Below are 14,332 nucleotides of genomic sequence, written 5' to 3'. Positions count from 1 at the left end.
TGATCAAATAGACCGCTGTCGAGCGGCGTATTACGAGGGCTGTCATGTTGAGCTTCACTTCCAACCGAACGATTTCAGTGAGAGGCGTTGCACTGCCGAAGTCGTCTCAAGACGAACCGCTGCTGGAGCTGCGCGCGATTCACGGCCAGGAAGCGCTGTCCGAGGTCTACACGTACACGCTGGATCTGGCGACCCCTTCCGAGCCGTTCGTAGGTGAAACCCAGGCGGCCAATCTCGACCTGAAGTCGATGATCGGCAAGGAACTGACGGTGGTGGTCCAGCTGGACGGCATGGGCACGTACGCTGCGGGACAGCCGGGCAACACCGGCCGGGCGAACGTCGGCGCGGGCGAGCGCGAGATCAGCGGACTGGTATTCGAAGCACGCTACCTTGGCCAGGACAATCGTCGGGGCCGATACGAGCTCAAATTGAAGCCTTGGATTGCACTGGCGGCAGAGCGCAAGGACTACCGGATCTTCCAGAACAAGACGGTGATCGAGATCGTCGACGAGGTGCTCAAGAGCCATTACCTGTACTCGTACGACAAGCGCCTGGGCGAGATGTATTCGAAGCTCGAGTATCAGGTTCAGTACGGCGAGACGGACCTCGATTTCATTCAGCGGCTGATGCAGGAGCACGGCATCTACTGGTTCTTCGAGCACACGAACGGGTTCCACCGGATGGTGCTGGTCGATAGCGTGAGTGCGCATCGCCCCGTGGAGAGCGAAGCGTATCGGACGCTGCCGTACTACCCGCCGGATCAGCGCATCGACCAGGAGCATGTGAGCCGGTTCGACGTCTCGCAGAGCCTGCAGGCCGGGGTGTGGACGACGGACGACTACGACTTCCACCAGCCGAAGGCGAAGCTGACCGTGAATCGCCAGTTGCCGCAGAACACGGCGCAGAACGACCTTGAGCGCTACGAGTGGCCGGGCGACTACGTGGAGAAGAAGGAGGGTGAACAGTTCGCTCGAATCCGGATCCAGGAGTTGTACGCGAGGGGCGACCGGGCATACGGCCAGGGGAACTTGCGCAACGTGGTGTGCGGGACGGTGTTCACGCTGGCGAACTACCCGCAGGGCGATGCGAACCGCGCCTATCTGGTGATCGCGTCAAGCATCCGCGCGACCGAGATCGGGGACGTCAGTGGCCAGGGACAGAGCCGGTTCGAGACAGAGTTCGTGGTGCAGCCGCGTACGGTGATGTACCGCCCGGCGCGCACGGTGAAGAAGCCGCGCACGACGGGCCCGCAGACGGCGATGGTGACGGGCGCGCCGGGTAGCGAGATCTGGACCAACCAGTATGGGCAGGTGAAGCTGAAGTTCCACTGGGATCGCTCGCCGGCGATGGACCATACGTCGTCGTGCTGGGTGCGGGTGGCGTATCCGTGGGCGGGTCAGAACTACGGTTCGATACATGTACCGCGGGTAGGCAGTGAAGTGATCGTGGACTTCGAGAATGGGGATCCGGATCGTCCGATCGTGACGGGTCGGGTCTACAACGCGATGTCGATGCCGCCGTGGGAACTGCCGGAGAACGCGACGCAGAGCGGGACGCTGACGCGCTCGACGAAGAACGGCGGCTACGAGAACGCGAACGCGATCCGCTTCGAGGACAAGAAGGGCGAGGAGGAGCTGTGGATCCACGCGGAGAAGGATCTGCGAACGGACGTGGAGCACGACGAATCGCACGTGGTGGAACACGATCGGAGAAAGTCGATCGAGCACGACGAAACCACGACGGTGGGCCACGATCGGAACGAGACGGTCGGGAATAACGAGCAGGTCGCCATCAACGAGAACCGCTCGCACCGGATTGGCAACAACGACCTGAAGAAGATCGGCAACAACCATGTGGTGGAGATCGGTTCGGATCGTACCGAGACCGTGGGGAATCATCGACGTGACCGGATCGGGGCGAACCATACGACCGAGACGGGGGGGCATGCCGAGCACGCCGTGCAGGGGCAGTACAAGCTTCAGGCCGGTCAACGCATTACCCAGACGACCCGGATGGCAGAAGTGAACGCCTCGGATCGCATCGTCATCAAGGGGCCGGGCGGCACGATCACCGTCGATGCAGGCGGCGTGACCATCGAAGCCGTGGCGATCAGGCTGAAGGGCCCAGTGACGCAGTCGAGCGGCGCAGGTAACGGGTTGAGCATGAGCGGCACGCCATCGCCGGGCCGGCTGGCCAACTGTTCGGAGAGCACGCGATGAATGCGCCATCGAATCGGGAGAGGCTTGCCGCCGCGCATCGCGATGCCGATTATTTCTACCTGCTGGTTGATCCGCTGGCGAGCGGCGCGGGTTACAGCCCGATCAGCTTGCCGAATCTCTACGACGCGCTGGGCGATGCGGCAGTGACGCTGATCGAGCGTGCTGACCTTGCCTATGCGCCTGATCATTGCCCGCGTCTCGTGACGTTGGCTTCGCCCGGTTCGATACCGGATCCCGACTTGCTGGATGCCTCGTTGAGCTATGCCGAGGCAGAAGCCGGCAACGACAAGCGCTATGTGTGTGGATGGTTGAGCAGCGCAGAGGCACCGGAGTTACTGGCGCTCGATATTGCACAACGCTGCATCGTCGATCGAGGCGACGAAGCGGCATTCGTTCCGCTATTCGAGCCGATACGCCACGAACTGCTGGCGGCGCTGGCTCCCGACGAGGCGGCATCGTGGCTCGGGCCGGTCAAGCGCTGGCTGTACCCGTCCGCTAACGGAGAAGTCCTGCAGACGACGGAGCGACGCGGCGATGAGCGCCCGGTATCGGCCAACAGCCTGACCGTGCAACGGGATGTCCCGTCAGTTGTTCGCATTCTGGCTGGATGGCGTGCATCGCTGTCGTTGCCGCTGAGCTATGCCCCTGCCCGGGGACACGGCTTGGAATTGCCCTCGGATGCAGCGACGCGCGCGTGGCGTGAATTGCAGGATGCACGCGCGTTGGGATTGAACATGCTCGAGGATCAGATCGTGTTCGCGCTGCACCGGCTGAACCTGCATCCGAAACTGGACGAGTACTCGATCGTCCGCGAGGCGATTCACCACGCAGTGGCGACGGGTACGCCGCTCGCGGATCAATTCGATCGCTTCAGCGATACGACATGGGCGCAGATTCTGTCGGCCCGGCGATAAGGAGAATGAACTATGGCGGTCTCCGCTCAACTGAACGAATGTTCGAAACAAACCGCGCAATGCGATCCCGCCCGATGCAAGTCGTGCAAGCGGACGGGTATTCCGATTCTGCCGTTGCGCAAGGCCGTGACGCCGATTTTCGGGAAGCGGTCGATTTCGATGGAAGCATCGGGCTTCAACGAATCGCTGCGCATGCTACGCGCGGGTTACCTGTATGTGCTGCTCGACGGCAATGTCTGGCAGGCATACCAGGTGACCTATCAGGGCGCGCTGCGTCAATTCGACCCGCTGCAATCGCCGCCGCTCGACGCGGACGGCAACATTCCGCCGCTGCCGGAAAGCTGCATCAGCAATGGAGATGAGGTGGCGGCGGCGTTTCTGAACATCAGCGGCAACTATAGAAAAGCGCAGATCGCATTTGCGAACGACCCGTGGCCGAAGGAAGTGCTGAATGCCTATCGCACTGGCAAATCGCCGATGTCGCGTTTTGCGACTTACGACATCGCCAAGCTGAAGTCGGACCCGTCGAGCGCCGGCGCCGACAACGACAGCAACGCGATGGGCCTGACCCAGGTAACCGAGCTGGGTTCGAAGGTCTGGGAGTTCGTGGCGAATTCGGTGGATTTTCACAGCGTGCATGGGTTCTATGCACGTGCGCACCGGGTGGCCGCGATGCAGGCGTTCGTCACGTCGAGCGTGGCGAAATACCAGTTCAAGAAAGGCGTGCCGGTTCTGATCCTGCCTGATGCGGTCGGGATGGTGCAGGAGTACAACAGCCTGCGCGTCTATTGGATGCAGCAGCTTCAGAACTATGCCGGCGATCCGGAGAATCAGTACAAGTGCTTCACGTCGCAGGCGTTGTTGAAGCTCAGGGAGGTGGAAGCCGGGTGGGCCAAGCAGGAAGGTTTGGCGGCTGCGAAGGAGCAGGTCAAGCGCGTGAAGGACTGGAATTCGAATCCGGTGCTGGCGAACAAGGCCGCGCTACCGCCTGTCAACGTCGGGCAGGTTGCCGATCGAGTGGCGAAAGAGAAGACGAAAGCGTATCACCGGCGCCTGGAAGATGCCTACGATGAGTCGCTCCGCAGCAAATTCCAGACCGCGTATGACAACAAGATCAAGTATTTCGAGTCGCAGATCGATGCATTCGGCAAGCATTGGGATCGCTGGTGCGGGACGGATAGCTGGATGCGCCAGTGCGAGCACGATTACGACGGCGACAATCTGAAATCGGGATCGTGCCATGCGTACGCGAACATGATGGCCATCTGCATAGCGGGTGGGCCATCGGGTGCGCCAGCGCAGCGTGATCCGAAGGATCCGAAAAAGCCACCGCTGCTGATAGATGCGACGCAAAAGCGTTGGGAAAAATGGCTGCGCGACCCGAAGAGTCCGGTTTATCAGGCGCTATTGGCGAAGAACAAGAACTTCCTGGCGGGGTTGATGCCGAGTTCCGATGGCCTGAACGATTCGTCCAAGTTGTATGGGGCCATTCGCACCGCGGTCGAAAGCAAGGACATAGGCGGGGCATTCCTGCAGCCGAAGATCAAGCATACGGCCGGGGTGCTGTTGATGGCGGTGAATAGTGCAGCGATCAGCCTGTCGGCGAATGTCGGCGAGGAGGTGTCGAAGTGGGTGCGGAACTTGAATATCGGATGTCAGTACCTCTATAGCCGCACGCAACCCACGCGATTCCAGGTGGACCTGACGCTGACGGAATACATGTCGCTGCTCTCCGAGTCTCTCCATCGAGGCATGGAGAGCGGTGGAAAGAAAGTGCGTTCATTGCTGCTGGGAGGGCTGATCTCGATTCCGAATCCCAAGTTGAGGAATACGGTGATCAAGGTCACCGGCTGGGCCATGGATAGTGCCGAATCGATTGGCAAGCGATTGCGCGACCTGGCGGGCAAGCCGAGTGGCGAAGCACTTGCGATCGGCAGTCTGTCGATGCGGTCGCTGGTGATGCTCGAGACGTTCGATCCGGCGGCCAGGAAGTTTTTCCAGGCCGTGAAGGTGAGAAGTAGCGATGCGGTGAAGTTCACGCAGATCACCGCGGTGTCGATGCATCGGAGATCGGGGCCGCAGAGTTTGCTGTTTTCGGCGGTGGCGCTGTGGATGTCTTATGACAGTTTGAAACAGTCGATGGACAGTGTGAAGACGACGGTGGGCGCGGCTTATCCGGAGGCGGAGATCGGTGCGGTGTCTGCGTCGATTGGTGCACTGGCGGCGGTGGTAGAGACTGTGGGGGTGTCGCTGAAGGCGTTCTCGAGTAGTGCGAGGACGGCGGCCAGGATGGGCGGGGCGTCGCGTGCCACGGTGGCGACGTTGAAGAATGTGGCGGATGTTGGTGGTGTGCTCGTTAAGGGGGCTGGGTGTGCGTTCGCGGCGCTAGCGTTTTTGGATGCGGCGCAGAGTGTCATGATGGTTAGACGGGCGGCGAAGCAAGGCGACGGGAAGTCTGAGATTGCATACAAGGTTTCACTGGGGCTTTCATTGCTAGCAGGTGTCTTTGGCGTTGCTTCCACTGTTGTCATGGTGGGTGTTTTTTGGGGGCCGTTGGGAATTGCCGCTGTCTTTGGTGTCTTGGCTTACTCTGCAACCAAGTGGGGGCAATCCGAAGAGTCTACACCGGTCGAAATATGGGCGCGCCGATGTGTGTTTGGAAAAAATAATGGAAGTCTGCTTTCCTGGAAAGCACCAGATCAGGCGGGCGACGCCGTTGCTGCACTGAATGCTGCATTATTGGGATTCAGTGTTGATGTTGGCTTTGAGAATGAATGGGATGCGGTGAGTGGTATGGGGGGTGTCGATGTAATAACAGCCAGCCATCAGACGCTGAATTACAGAATTGTGATGCCTAATTTCGACCCCATAATTTCTGCGTATGCGTATACCGTAAATGTGACGCGGCGTGGTGGTAAAACACAAGTGCTGACAGGTGGCCATGAAAATACCCAGGCGTTGGCGAACATTCAACCACCGCCTAATGGTAAGGCCGACTACAAATTCGATATGTCGAGGGGCAAATCGTCCAAGTCTACGAGGTTAGGTAAGCCAAAAATTGTAAGTGGAAGAATTCACCTGAACCCTGATAGCAAAGTCGTTGAGGTATCGATAACGGCTAGGTTTTATAAGGATCGTGTGGATGAGTACGGCTTTGCTGAAATAACATCTCAGGAAAAGTTGCAATGACGATTCAACCAAAGCTGAATCCTCCAGTTCGCGGCTGGCAAGCTGATTTGCCTGGGCCAAATTCTTCGCCAAATGATGAGCCGGGCTTGAGTGGAGATTTGCTTAATCACCTTGATGACGTATATTTGGAAATTGCTCGCTCATTTTTGAGTGTTAGGGGGGTGTTGTTTTGGTTAAATATTATTTGCATTCCAGTTTATTTTTGGTGTGCTGGTGGAATATTTGAATATCCGGATGATATTTTTCTTGTGACGATAAGTGTTGTGTTTGTATCCAGTTGCGTGTGGGGGGTACTGGTAATGTTCCGGATGGATATATCTCCTCCAAGAGATCTTCCTCTGCGCTTCAACCGGATGCGCCGCAAGATGTATGTGTATGAGATTGATGTGGTCTGGTGGAACCCGTTTATCCGCTGGCCGATTCGAGCTGTTGCTTACGACTGGGATGATGTTCGGGCCGAAGCATGGCAGAAGCAAGGCGCACTCAACGGTGGCCACGTGATGAAGTGGGGCGTGGTGTTGTCAGTTGTCAAGCCGGGCACGAACGAGGTGATCGATCGGTTCCAACTGGGGGCGAAAGGTGACGGTGAAGCAACATGGGCCTATATCTGTACGTACATGCAAGAAGGTCCGGGTTCACTGCCGCCGCCTGATTACCCGCCACGCGACAACGAAGACGAGCGCACATTGAACATAGCGTACCTATTGGCCCCGAAGGTGAACTGGCCTGCCGAGATGGACATCGAATCGCGAACTGCACCTGCGGATTCGGCCTGTCGTGCCTCGATTGTTGGCGGGGCATCACGATGGTAGTCGAGTCAAATGCCTTATCGAGCATGGCTTGCATCTCTCGGGACTCGCGATGATTCGACCGAAATTGAATCCTCCCACGCGCGGCTGGCAGGCTGATTTGCCGGAACCGAATGCCGTTCCGAACGAGGAACCAGTGTTGGATGGTTACGTGCCGAACCATCTAGGTGATGTTTATCTGGAGTTACCTCGATCTTATTTGAGGGTGCAGGGAGTTTTGATGTGGTTGGGTTTCGGTTCTGCGTTGTTTTCAGTTTTTATTTTCTCTAATTTAACGTTGGTTGATGTCGAGTCCTTCTTGATTTCTGGCGCTTTCTTCGTGGTATGCATTTGGTGTGTGATGCTAATGCTACGCTTGGATATATCTCCTCCTCGCGATTTGCCATTGCGTTTCAATCGCCTACGTCGAAAGATGTACGTATACGAGATCGATGTGGTGTGGTGGAACCCGTTTATCCGCTGGCCGATTCGAGCGGTTGCCTATGATTGGGACGATGTTCGGGCCGAAGCATGGTTACAGCAAGGCGCAATCAATGGTGGCCATGTGATGAAGTGGGGCGTGGTGTTGTCGGTTGTCAAACCGGGGACCAACGAGGTGACCGATCGGTTCCAACTGGGGGCGAAAGGTGACGGTGAAGCAACATGGGCCTATATCTGTACGTACATGCAAGAAGGTCCGGGTTCACTGCCGCCGCCTGATTATCCGTCACGCGACGACGAAGACGAGCGCACATTGAACATAGCGTACTTGCTGGCCCCGAAAGTGAAATGGCCTGTCGAGATGGACATCGAATCGCGGACGGCTCCGACGGATTCGGCCTGTCGTGCTTCGATTGTTGGCGGGGCATGACGATGGCAGTCGAGTCAAATGCCTTATCGAGCATGGCTTGCTTCTCTCGGGACTCGCGATGATTCGACCGGAATTGAATCCCCCCGTGCGTGGTTGGCTGGTAGATTTGCCAGGACCTAATGATGTACCGCATGATGAACCAAGTCTGGGCGGCCAGGCGCCAAATTATCTGAGTGACGTTTATCTCGAGTTGCCTCGCTCATTTGTGGATGCTCGGGGGCTTATGGTTTGCATGAATTTTATTTATGTTCCGTTCTTGGTTTTTTGTTTTAGATATCTTTTTGAGGATTTTGAGAATGTGGAGAGCGTAATGTTAGGGGTGGTTTCATTGATAATATCGATGTGGATTGTACTTGTAACTGTCCGATCCGATGTTTCTCCTCCGCGCGATCTTCCACTGCGGTTCAATCGTTTGCGCCGAAAGATGTACGCGTACGAAATCGATGCAGTATGGTGGAACCCGTTCATACGCTGGCCGGTTCGGGCGATTGCCTATAACTGGGATGATGTTCGAGCCGAAGCCTGGCAGCAGCAAGGCGCAATCAATGGTGGCCACGTAATGAAGTGGGGCGTGGTGCTATCAGTTGTCAAACCTGGCACTAACGAGGTGATCGACCGATTTCAGTTGAGAGCAAGGAGACGGTGAGTCGGCATGCGCCTATATCTGTACGTACATGCAAGAAGGCCCGAACTCGCTACCGCCGCCAGATTATCCGTCGCGCGACAGCGAGGACGAACACAGATTGAACATAGCGTACATGCTGGCCCCAAAGGTTAACTGGCCTGCCGAAATGGACGTCGAATCACGAACAGCCCCTGCAGAATTGACATGCAACGAATTGGCAACCGACGCTAACTGAAGTCAACAACACAACCTCAAACATCATTCAACGGAGCTACGATGAGAGCAATAGTCTTGGTGGGACACAGGCACATGTGCCCGGAGCACGGCGAGGGTGTTGTCGTGAGCGGTTCGACGGGGATGATCATCAATGGCCGGGCCGTGGCAGGGGTAGGCGACCGGATCAGTTGTGGCGCGGTGATTACCAGCGGCGCGTCGTTTTTTGATTTGGGCGACCGACAAGCTGCCCGAGTGGGTGACCGAACGAGTCACGGTGGCGAGTTGATCGAAGGAGAAGAGAGCTTTTGTGTGGAATGAATGCACTGACTTCGCCGTCGACATGCCCTGAAGGATTGCCACTGGTTGGACGGAGCGGCCAATCCTTCTTCTACATGGTGAGGCGACTTACCCGCGTCAATCCTCCCTTCGGCAAATCCCGCTGACTGATATCCGGCTCGATCCCCCCAGAATTGAGATATTCGATCTTCTCCATCCGCTGCAGTGCCAATTCGGCTGCTGATTCGTCACACCGATCACGAGTGCCGCGGCAAGCGCAAGCGCAGGCACATTGGTCTGCAGCATCGCGAACGGCTGCCCCTGAATTCGCAGCACGATTTCGGCAAACTCGCCGATCGGCGAATGCTATTCGTCGGTGACCAGCAGCACACGCGTGCCGAGCTTGTGCGCGGCTTGCGCGCCCCGGATGCTGTCGCGCTGGTAGCGGCGGAAATCGAAAATGACGAGCACGTCGCCGGGCTCCATGTCCGTGAGTGCGGCCGACGCCAGATTGACATTCGGTTCGACATACGGAGCATGCGGTCGCGCATAGGCGAGGGTGAACGAAATCAGCGAAGCGAGCGGCGCCGTGTAGCGTCCGCCGCCGCAGAAGATGCGGACTTCCGGCTTCGCCCGCAGCGCCACGCCGCATCGAACGCGCCGCGTCTAGCCCTTCGATCGTGGAGGCGAGCGACTGCGAGAGCCGCTGGAAGATCGATGCCCGAGGTCGAGTGGAACGCATCCATTCGAGAGAGCGACGAATTCATCGCGGTGTCGATCGCGCCGGGCAAGCGTCCGCTGTCGTCGATGGCGCCGACGATCTTGAAGAAGGACGGCAAGGTCTTCGAGGTGGTCGGCTCTCCGGGCGGCTCGCGGATCATCACGATCATGCTGCAAACCGTGCTGAATGTGATCGACTACGGGATGACGCAGCAGGATGCGGTCGGTGCGCCGCGCGTCCATCATCAATGGCTGCCGGACGAAGTCTATTGCGAGACCCGCGGCCTCTCGCCGAACACCCCTCGCGATCCGCGCAACATGGGCTACAAGATGGTCGAGCAGACGCCGTGGGGCGCCGCGGAACTGATCTTGGTCGGCCTGCCCGGCACGGAGGCGGTGAGCCATCAGAGTTCGGGCAACATTCTTCGGTGTCCGGCAACGTGCGGGTCGGCTACATCTATGGCGTCAACGATCCGCGCCGTCCGGCCGGTTCGTCGATCGGGTACTGACCTGCTCGCGGTCGCGCCACCCTGAAGGGCCGTAACCGGCGTTCGCGATCGTGCGAACGCCGGCACGGCGAACAGCGCGTCCGTTCGCGGACTTTCTCAGTATCGACACGTTCCTCGACATGGGCCGTTCGGCCACGAACGCGGTTGGAGACTCGATCGCAAGCGCCGTGGTCGCGAAGTGGGAAGGCGAGCTGATGCCGGAGTCCAAAGCGCGACCGCATGCCGCGCATCTCGACGCGGAACCGGAGCGCCAGAACGGCGATCCGGCGTATGGCGCCGGCCGGGCGACGTCCGTTCAAGTCTCAGCCGCGTCGTCGATGCACGCCGCGAGCACCATCGCGGCGGCGTTGCCCGGCGCCGAGCCGAGCAGTTGCGGCGCATAGACGCTGTCGCCGATCTCGATCGGCTGCCCCGACAGCGCGCACACGCCGCGCTTGCGCGTGGTGAACAGCCGCCACTTCTGATAACCGTAGTGCCCGGTGCATGCGTCGCGCCACGAAATCATCGCGGTGTCGGCCGTGGGCCGCTCGAGCACGCTGATCGTCGGCTTGCTCGTTGCGTCCCACGACGGCAGCCGGTCGCGCGTGACGCTGCGCCGCCGCGGCACGCCCCACGAGACGGACGGCATGTCGAAGCTGCCGATCGCGGCGACGGTCACGAGCCAGGGCGCTAAACGGTTGTTCATGTCAGTTTTCCTCGAAACGTTGCGCGACACCGCCATACGCGGCATCACGACAGGCGGATGCGCGGCTGCGCGCAGCCGTTGATCCGTTCGGCGATCCACAGCAGCGTCGCCTTGGAGAAGCCGTGCAGCGCCTGCTGGTGCCGCCGGTAGAGCATCAGGTGGCTGAACTGCGCGAAGCGCCCCTGGATGAAGCCGCCGCGAAAGAACCCGAACTGCCCGAGCGTGCCGAACGCGTCGTAGTCGCTGATCGACACGAGCGAGCCAAAATCGTGGAATGCGAACGGCGGAATCGGCGTGCCGTCGAGCCAGGCGGGCAGGTGCTTCGCGAGATGCTCGGCCTGCTGCGTCGCGACCTGCGCGGTCGGCGGCAGCGGCCGTTCATGGCCGTCGGGCAAGAGGCTTGCGCAATCGCCGATCGCGAACACGTGCTCGTCGCCCGTGGCCTGCAGCGTCGGCCCGACGACGATCTGGTTCGCGCGGTTCGTATCGAGCCCGTCGAGCGCCTGCATGAAATCGGGCGCCTTCACGCCGGCCGCCCAGACCATCAGGTCCGCTTCGGCGAACGAACCGTCGCCGTAGTGGAAGCCGTTCGCGTCGGCCGACGTGACGCGGGTCGACGTCAGCACGTGAAAGCCGATCTGTTCGAGCCGCCGCTGCGCCGACGCGGAAATCCTGGGCGGAAACGCGGCGAGGATGCGCGGGCCGCTTTCAAGCAGCGTGAGCTGCAGCCGCTCGCGCACCGTCGCGTCGCCATACGCCTGCGCCACTTCCAGCAAGCGGCTCAGCTCCGCCGCGAGTTCCACGCCGGTCGCGCCCGCGCCGACGATCGCGACGCGGAACGGCTCGTCGCGCGCGATGCTGCGAAAGACGCGCATCCGCAACGCTTCGTTGAAGGTCTCGGCCTGCTGCTGGCTGTCGATGAAGTAGCAGTGCTCGCGCACGCCCGGTACGCCGAAATCGTTGGCCTGGCTGCCGAGCGCGACGATCAGCACGTCGTATTCGAGTTCGCGTGCCTCGAGCACGAGTTCGCCGTCCTGCGAGCGGATCTCGCGGAGCTGCATACGGCGGCGTGCGCGATCGAGCCCCTTCAGTTCGCCGGGCTGGTACGTGTAGCCGTGGTCGCGTGCATGGGCGAGGAAGATCACCTGCTGCTGCTGGACGTCGCGCGTACCGGCCGCGATCGTGTGCAGCATCGGCTTCCAGATGTGCGTCGGACTGCGGTCGACAACCGTGATCTGCGCCCGCCCGGACCGGCCGAGGCGCTCGCCCAGACGGGTCGCGAGCTGCAGCCCGGCGATTCCGCCGCCGACGATGACGATGCGTGTAGGGGTTGTCATGGATAAATCATCACGTGATGAATAAGGTATGATCCTAGCGCTTCCCGGCTTCGCGTGTCAACGGAGCGGGGCGGCCGTCCAATGCCGGGGAAATGAAACCGGGCCCGAACGCGGGCATTCGAACCATTCAAGGGGAGCAGGAAAACGTGGCTGAAGTCACTGAGCGCGCGCCGTCGAAGCGGCGTACGCGCGGGCGGCCGCAGGCGGACGCATCCGTCGGTCCGGACGTGATACTGCGCGCCGCGCGCCGCACGTTTGCGAAGCGCGGCTACGACGCGACGAGCGTGCGCGAAGTCGCGCGCGAGCTGGGCATCGACGCGGCGTTGATCGCCCATCACTTCGGCACGAAGGAAACGTTGTGGCTGGCGGTCGTCGAGCAGATCGTCGAGCTGGCCCAACCGATGTTCGACGCGCTGCGTGCATTGCGCACGTCGTCGCTGCCGCATCGCGAGCGCGTACGGCGCGCGCTCGAGCTGTGCGTCGATCACGAATTCGACGAGCCCGACATGGGCATGTTCTTCTCGACGGCGGCGACCGAGGAGGGCGCGCGGCTCGACCGGCTGCAGGAGCGGCTCGTGCGCCCGTATCACGAGGTGATGTTCCCGCTGCTGGCGGAAGCGGTGGAGGCCGGCGAGATTCGGGCGGCGGACCCGAACGTGCTGTTCTTCATGATCGCGAGCGCGATCGGCATGACCGTGTCGTACAGCCACATGATGCGGGAGTTCACGTCGCTGCCCACGCGGCAGCACGAATTCAGGCAGGCCGTGCTCGCGGTCGCGCTCAACATCCTCGGCGATTGAGCGCCGCGCGCGCGATGCGCGCGGTCACGTCGCCGCAATCAACACAAGTTCGTGCACCGCGTTGCGCGCGCTTTCGCGCAGCGCATCTACGAGCGGACGGCGGCGTGCGGTACGCGATCGCCAGCTCGTACGCGAGCGGGCTGCACGTGCCAGTCAGTTCGCATAGCGTAATATATTGCGGCTGCATCGGCACGAACAGGCGCGGCATCAGCGCGACGCCGATTCCGACCGGGACCAGCCCGGCCGTCGTCTGCATCTGGCGCGGCTGCTGGACCACGCGCGGTGCGAAGCCCGCCTGCGCGCACGCCGTCACGAGTACGCGGCGGCGAAGGCCGGCGCCGAAGGGTTCACCGTCGCGCTCGGGCGCGAACTCGGGCCGCGCGGTGCAACGGTCAATACGGTTGCGCCCGGTTACATCGCCGAGACGCGCTTCTTCGGCGACGGTGGCGTCGCGCCGGCCATCGCGGCGACCATCCGCGAGCAGACGCCGGCCGGCCGCGCTGGCCATCCGGACAACATCGCGGACGCGGTCGCGTGGCTCGCCGGGCCGCGTGCGTCGTTCGTCACCGGCGCGACGATCGCGGTGAACGGTGGTTGGCGCGTCGGTTGAGGTGAGGGGGCAATGTGGTGCCGGCCGCGCGCATCAGTCGAGATCCGGCGGCGCATCGCCGAGCCAGCGCCGCGCGCCAGGCCCGTTGCGGCCCGCGCGGTCTTCCGGGTTCGTCAGCTTGCAGCGCTTCAGCGACAGGCAGCCGCAGCCGATGCATTCGTCGAGGTTGATGTAGAGCCGCTGCAACTCCTCGATCCGGTTCGCGACGCGCTGCTTCCAGCCGCGCGACAGCCGCTGCCAGTCCTTGTTCGTCGGCGCGGTGTCTTCCGGCAGGCTCACGAGTTGCTCGGCGATCTCGTCGAGCGAATAGCCGATCTTCTGCGCGAACACGATGAACGCGATCAGCCGCAGCACCGCACGCGAATAGTGACGATGGCTCGAGCCGTTGCGGTGCGACTTGATAAGCCCGCGCTTCTCGTAGAAGCGCAGCGTCGATGCCGGCACGCCGCTGCGCGCGGCTACTTCGCGGATCGACATCAGCGGCCATTGCGTGGTTTCGTCGATACCCATGACGCCCTCCGGGAAAGCTTGACTTGAAGTTAACTTCAACTTTTATGCTACGCGGCAGTTTAA

General features: G+C 60.9%; 12 protein-coding genes and 4 pseudogenes. 11 read left to right on the top strand and 5 right to left on the bottom strand.

From position 1 onward, the window contains the following. Positions 1–44 precede the first annotated feature (44 nt). The 7 genes from LGM71_RS07875 to LGM71_RS07845 all read left to right on the top strand — a co-directional run bounded on the left by LGM71_RS07875 (position 45) and on the right by LGM71_RS07845 (position 9,140). The gene (locus LGM71_RS07875) at positions 45–2,219 is read left to right on the top strand and encodes a type VI secretion system Vgr family protein (RefSeq protein ID WP_226114544.1); all 2,175 of its coding nucleotides are present in this window, start codon (positions 45–47) and stop codon (positions 2,217–2,219) included. Next, a complete protein-coding gene (locus LGM71_RS07870; RefSeq protein ID WP_226114543.1) occupies positions 2,216–3,133 on the top strand; it encodes a hypothetical protein in 918 nt (305 codons plus the stop codon). Before LGM71_RS07875 ends, LGM71_RS07870 begins: the two co-directional genes overlap by 4 nt. Before the next feature lie 12 nt (positions 3,134–3,145). After that, positions 3,146–6,322 carry a T6SS effector BTH_I2691 family protein gene (locus tag LGM71_RS07865; RefSeq protein WP_226114542.1) on the top strand — a complete coding sequence of 1,059 codons (3,177 nt, stop codon included), beginning with the start codon at positions 3,146–3,148 and terminating at the stop codon, positions 6,320–6,322. Next, positions 6,319–7,134 (top strand): DUF6708 domain-containing protein, encoded by an 816-nt coding sequence (locus tag LGM71_RS07860; protein ID WP_226114541.1) that lies wholly within the window; start codon positions 6,319–6,321, stop codon positions 7,132–7,134. Before LGM71_RS07865 ends, LGM71_RS07860 begins: the two co-directional genes overlap by 4 nt. A 49-nt stretch (positions 7,135–7,183) precedes the next feature. Next, the gene (locus tag LGM71_RS07855) at positions 7,184–7,981 is read left to right on the top strand and encodes a DUF6708 domain-containing protein (protein ID WP_226114540.1); all 798 of its coding nucleotides are present in this window, start codon (positions 7,184–7,186) and stop codon (positions 7,979–7,981) included. Positions 7,982–8,039: 58 nt separating this feature from the next. After that, positions 8,040–8,627 (top strand): DUF6708 domain-containing protein, encoded by a 588-nt coding sequence (locus tag LGM71_RS07850; protein WP_226114539.1) that lies wholly within the window; start codon positions 8,040–8,042, stop codon positions 8,625–8,627. Between the two features lie 255 nt (positions 8,628–8,882). Then, complete coding sequence (locus LGM71_RS07845) at positions 8,883–9,140, top strand: PAAR domain-containing protein (protein WP_226114538.1); 258 nt, start codon at positions 8,883–8,885, stop codon at positions 9,138–9,140. A gap of 324 nt (positions 9,141–9,464) precedes the next feature. Here LGM71_RS07845 and LGM71_RS07840 read toward each other — a convergent pair whose 3' ends face one another. Continuing rightward, the gene (locus LGM71_RS07840; RefSeq protein ID WP_226114537.1) at positions 9,465–9,743 is read right to left on the bottom strand and encodes a MurR/RpiR family transcriptional regulator; all 279 of its coding nucleotides are present in this window, start codon (positions 9,741–9,743) and stop codon (positions 9,465–9,467) included. A 129-nt stretch (positions 9,744–9,872) separates the two neighbouring features. Here LGM71_RS07840 and LGM71_RS07835 point away from each other — a divergent pair. Together LGM71_RS07835 and LGM71_RS07830 are read left to right on the top strand one after the other, a co-directional pair. Continuing rightward, a pseudogene (locus LGM71_RS07835) lies at positions 9,873–10,327 on the top strand (gamma-glutamyltransferase); the annotation flags it as partial. 95 nt (positions 10,328–10,422) lie between these two features. Continuing rightward, positions 10,423–10,620, top strand: a pseudogene (locus LGM71_RS07830) (dicarboxylate/amino acid:cation symporter); the annotation flags it as partial. Positions 10,621–10,622: 2 nt separating this feature from the next. On the opposite strand, the gene LGM71_RS07825 reads toward LGM71_RS07830, so the two are convergent. Next, entirely contained in the window at positions 10,623–11,012 is a 390-nt protein-coding gene (locus LGM71_RS07825; RefSeq protein ID WP_226114536.1) for a DUF3331 domain-containing protein, read from the bottom strand. Positions 11,013–11,056: 44 nt separating this feature from the next. After that, complete coding sequence (locus LGM71_RS07820) at positions 11,057–12,349, bottom strand: NAD(P)/FAD-dependent oxidoreductase (RefSeq protein WP_226114535.1); 1,293 nt, start codon at positions 12,347–12,349, stop codon at positions 11,057–11,059. A gap of 146 nt (positions 12,350–12,495) precedes the next feature. On the opposite strand from LGM71_RS07820, the gene LGM71_RS07815 reads away from it, so the two are divergent. After that, entirely contained in the window at positions 12,496–13,149 is a 654-nt protein-coding gene (locus LGM71_RS07815) for a TetR/AcrR family transcriptional regulator (RefSeq protein ID WP_226114534.1), read from the top strand. A gap of 24 nt (positions 13,150–13,173) precedes the next feature. On the opposite strand, the pseudogene LGM71_RS07810 reads toward LGM71_RS07815, so the two are convergent. Next, positions 13,174–13,462: pseudogene (locus tag LGM71_RS07810) on the bottom strand (LysR substrate-binding domain-containing protein); the annotation flags it as partial. Between the two features lie 3 nt (positions 13,463–13,465). Between LGM71_RS07810 and LGM71_RS07805 the strand changes: the two are divergent. Further along, a pseudogene (locus LGM71_RS07805) lies at positions 13,466–13,759 on the top strand (SDR family oxidoreductase); the annotation flags it as partial. Between the two features lie 33 nt (positions 13,760–13,792). Here the strand turns inward: LGM71_RS07805 and soxR are convergent. Beyond that, positions 13,793–14,269, bottom strand: a complete 477-nt coding sequence (gene soxR / locus LGM71_RS07800) for a redox-sensitive transcriptional activator SoxR (RefSeq protein ID WP_124628937.1) — start codon at positions 14,267–14,269, stop codon at positions 13,793–13,795. Between the last annotated feature and the right edge of the window lie 63 nt (positions 14,270–14,332).

This window comes from Burkholderia sp. AU33545, from assembly GCF_020419685.1.
Classification (GTDB): Bacteria; Pseudomonadota; Gammaproteobacteria; order Burkholderiales; family Burkholderiaceae; genus Burkholderia; species Burkholderia diffusa.
Note: the sequence above shows the minus strand (reverse complement) of the source record. Positions and strands in the feature narration are given on the sequence as shown.

Coding starts and splice junctions, on each gene's coding strand:
- LGM71_RS07860 (WP_226114541.1), top strand. CDS start 6,319: ATGACGATTCAACCAAAGCTGAATCCTCCAGTTCGCGGCTGGCAAGCT.
- LGM71_RS07870 (WP_226114543.1), top strand. CDS start 2,216: ATGAATGCGCCATCGAATCGGGAGAGGCTTGCCGCCGCGCATCGCGAT.
- LGM71_RS07845 (WP_226114538.1), top strand. CDS start 8,883: ATGAGAGCAATAGTCTTGGTGGGACACAGGCACATGTGCCCGGAGCAC.
- LGM71_RS07825 (WP_226114536.1), bottom strand. CDS start 11,012: ATGAACAACCGTTTAGCGCCCTGGCTCGTGACCGTCGCCGCGATCGGC.
- LGM71_RS07875 (WP_226114544.1), top strand. CDS start 45: ATGTTGAGCTTCACTTCCAACCGAACGATTTCAGTGAGAGGCGTTGCA.
- LGM71_RS07865 (WP_226114542.1), top strand. CDS start 3,146: ATGGCGGTCTCCGCTCAACTGAACGAATGTTCGAAACAAACCGCGCAA.
- LGM71_RS07855 (WP_226114540.1), top strand. CDS start 7,184: ATGATTCGACCGAAATTGAATCCTCCCACGCGCGGCTGGCAGGCTGAT.
- soxR (WP_124628937.1), bottom strand. CDS start 14,269: ATGGGTATCGACGAAACCACGCAATGGCCGCTGATGTCGATCCGCGAA.
- LGM71_RS07850 (WP_226114539.1), top strand. CDS start 8,040: ATGATTCGACCGGAATTGAATCCCCCCGTGCGTGGTTGGCTGGTAGAT.
- LGM71_RS07820 (WP_226114535.1), bottom strand. CDS start 12,349: ATGACAACCCCTACACGCATCGTCATCGTCGGCGGCGGAATCGCCGGG.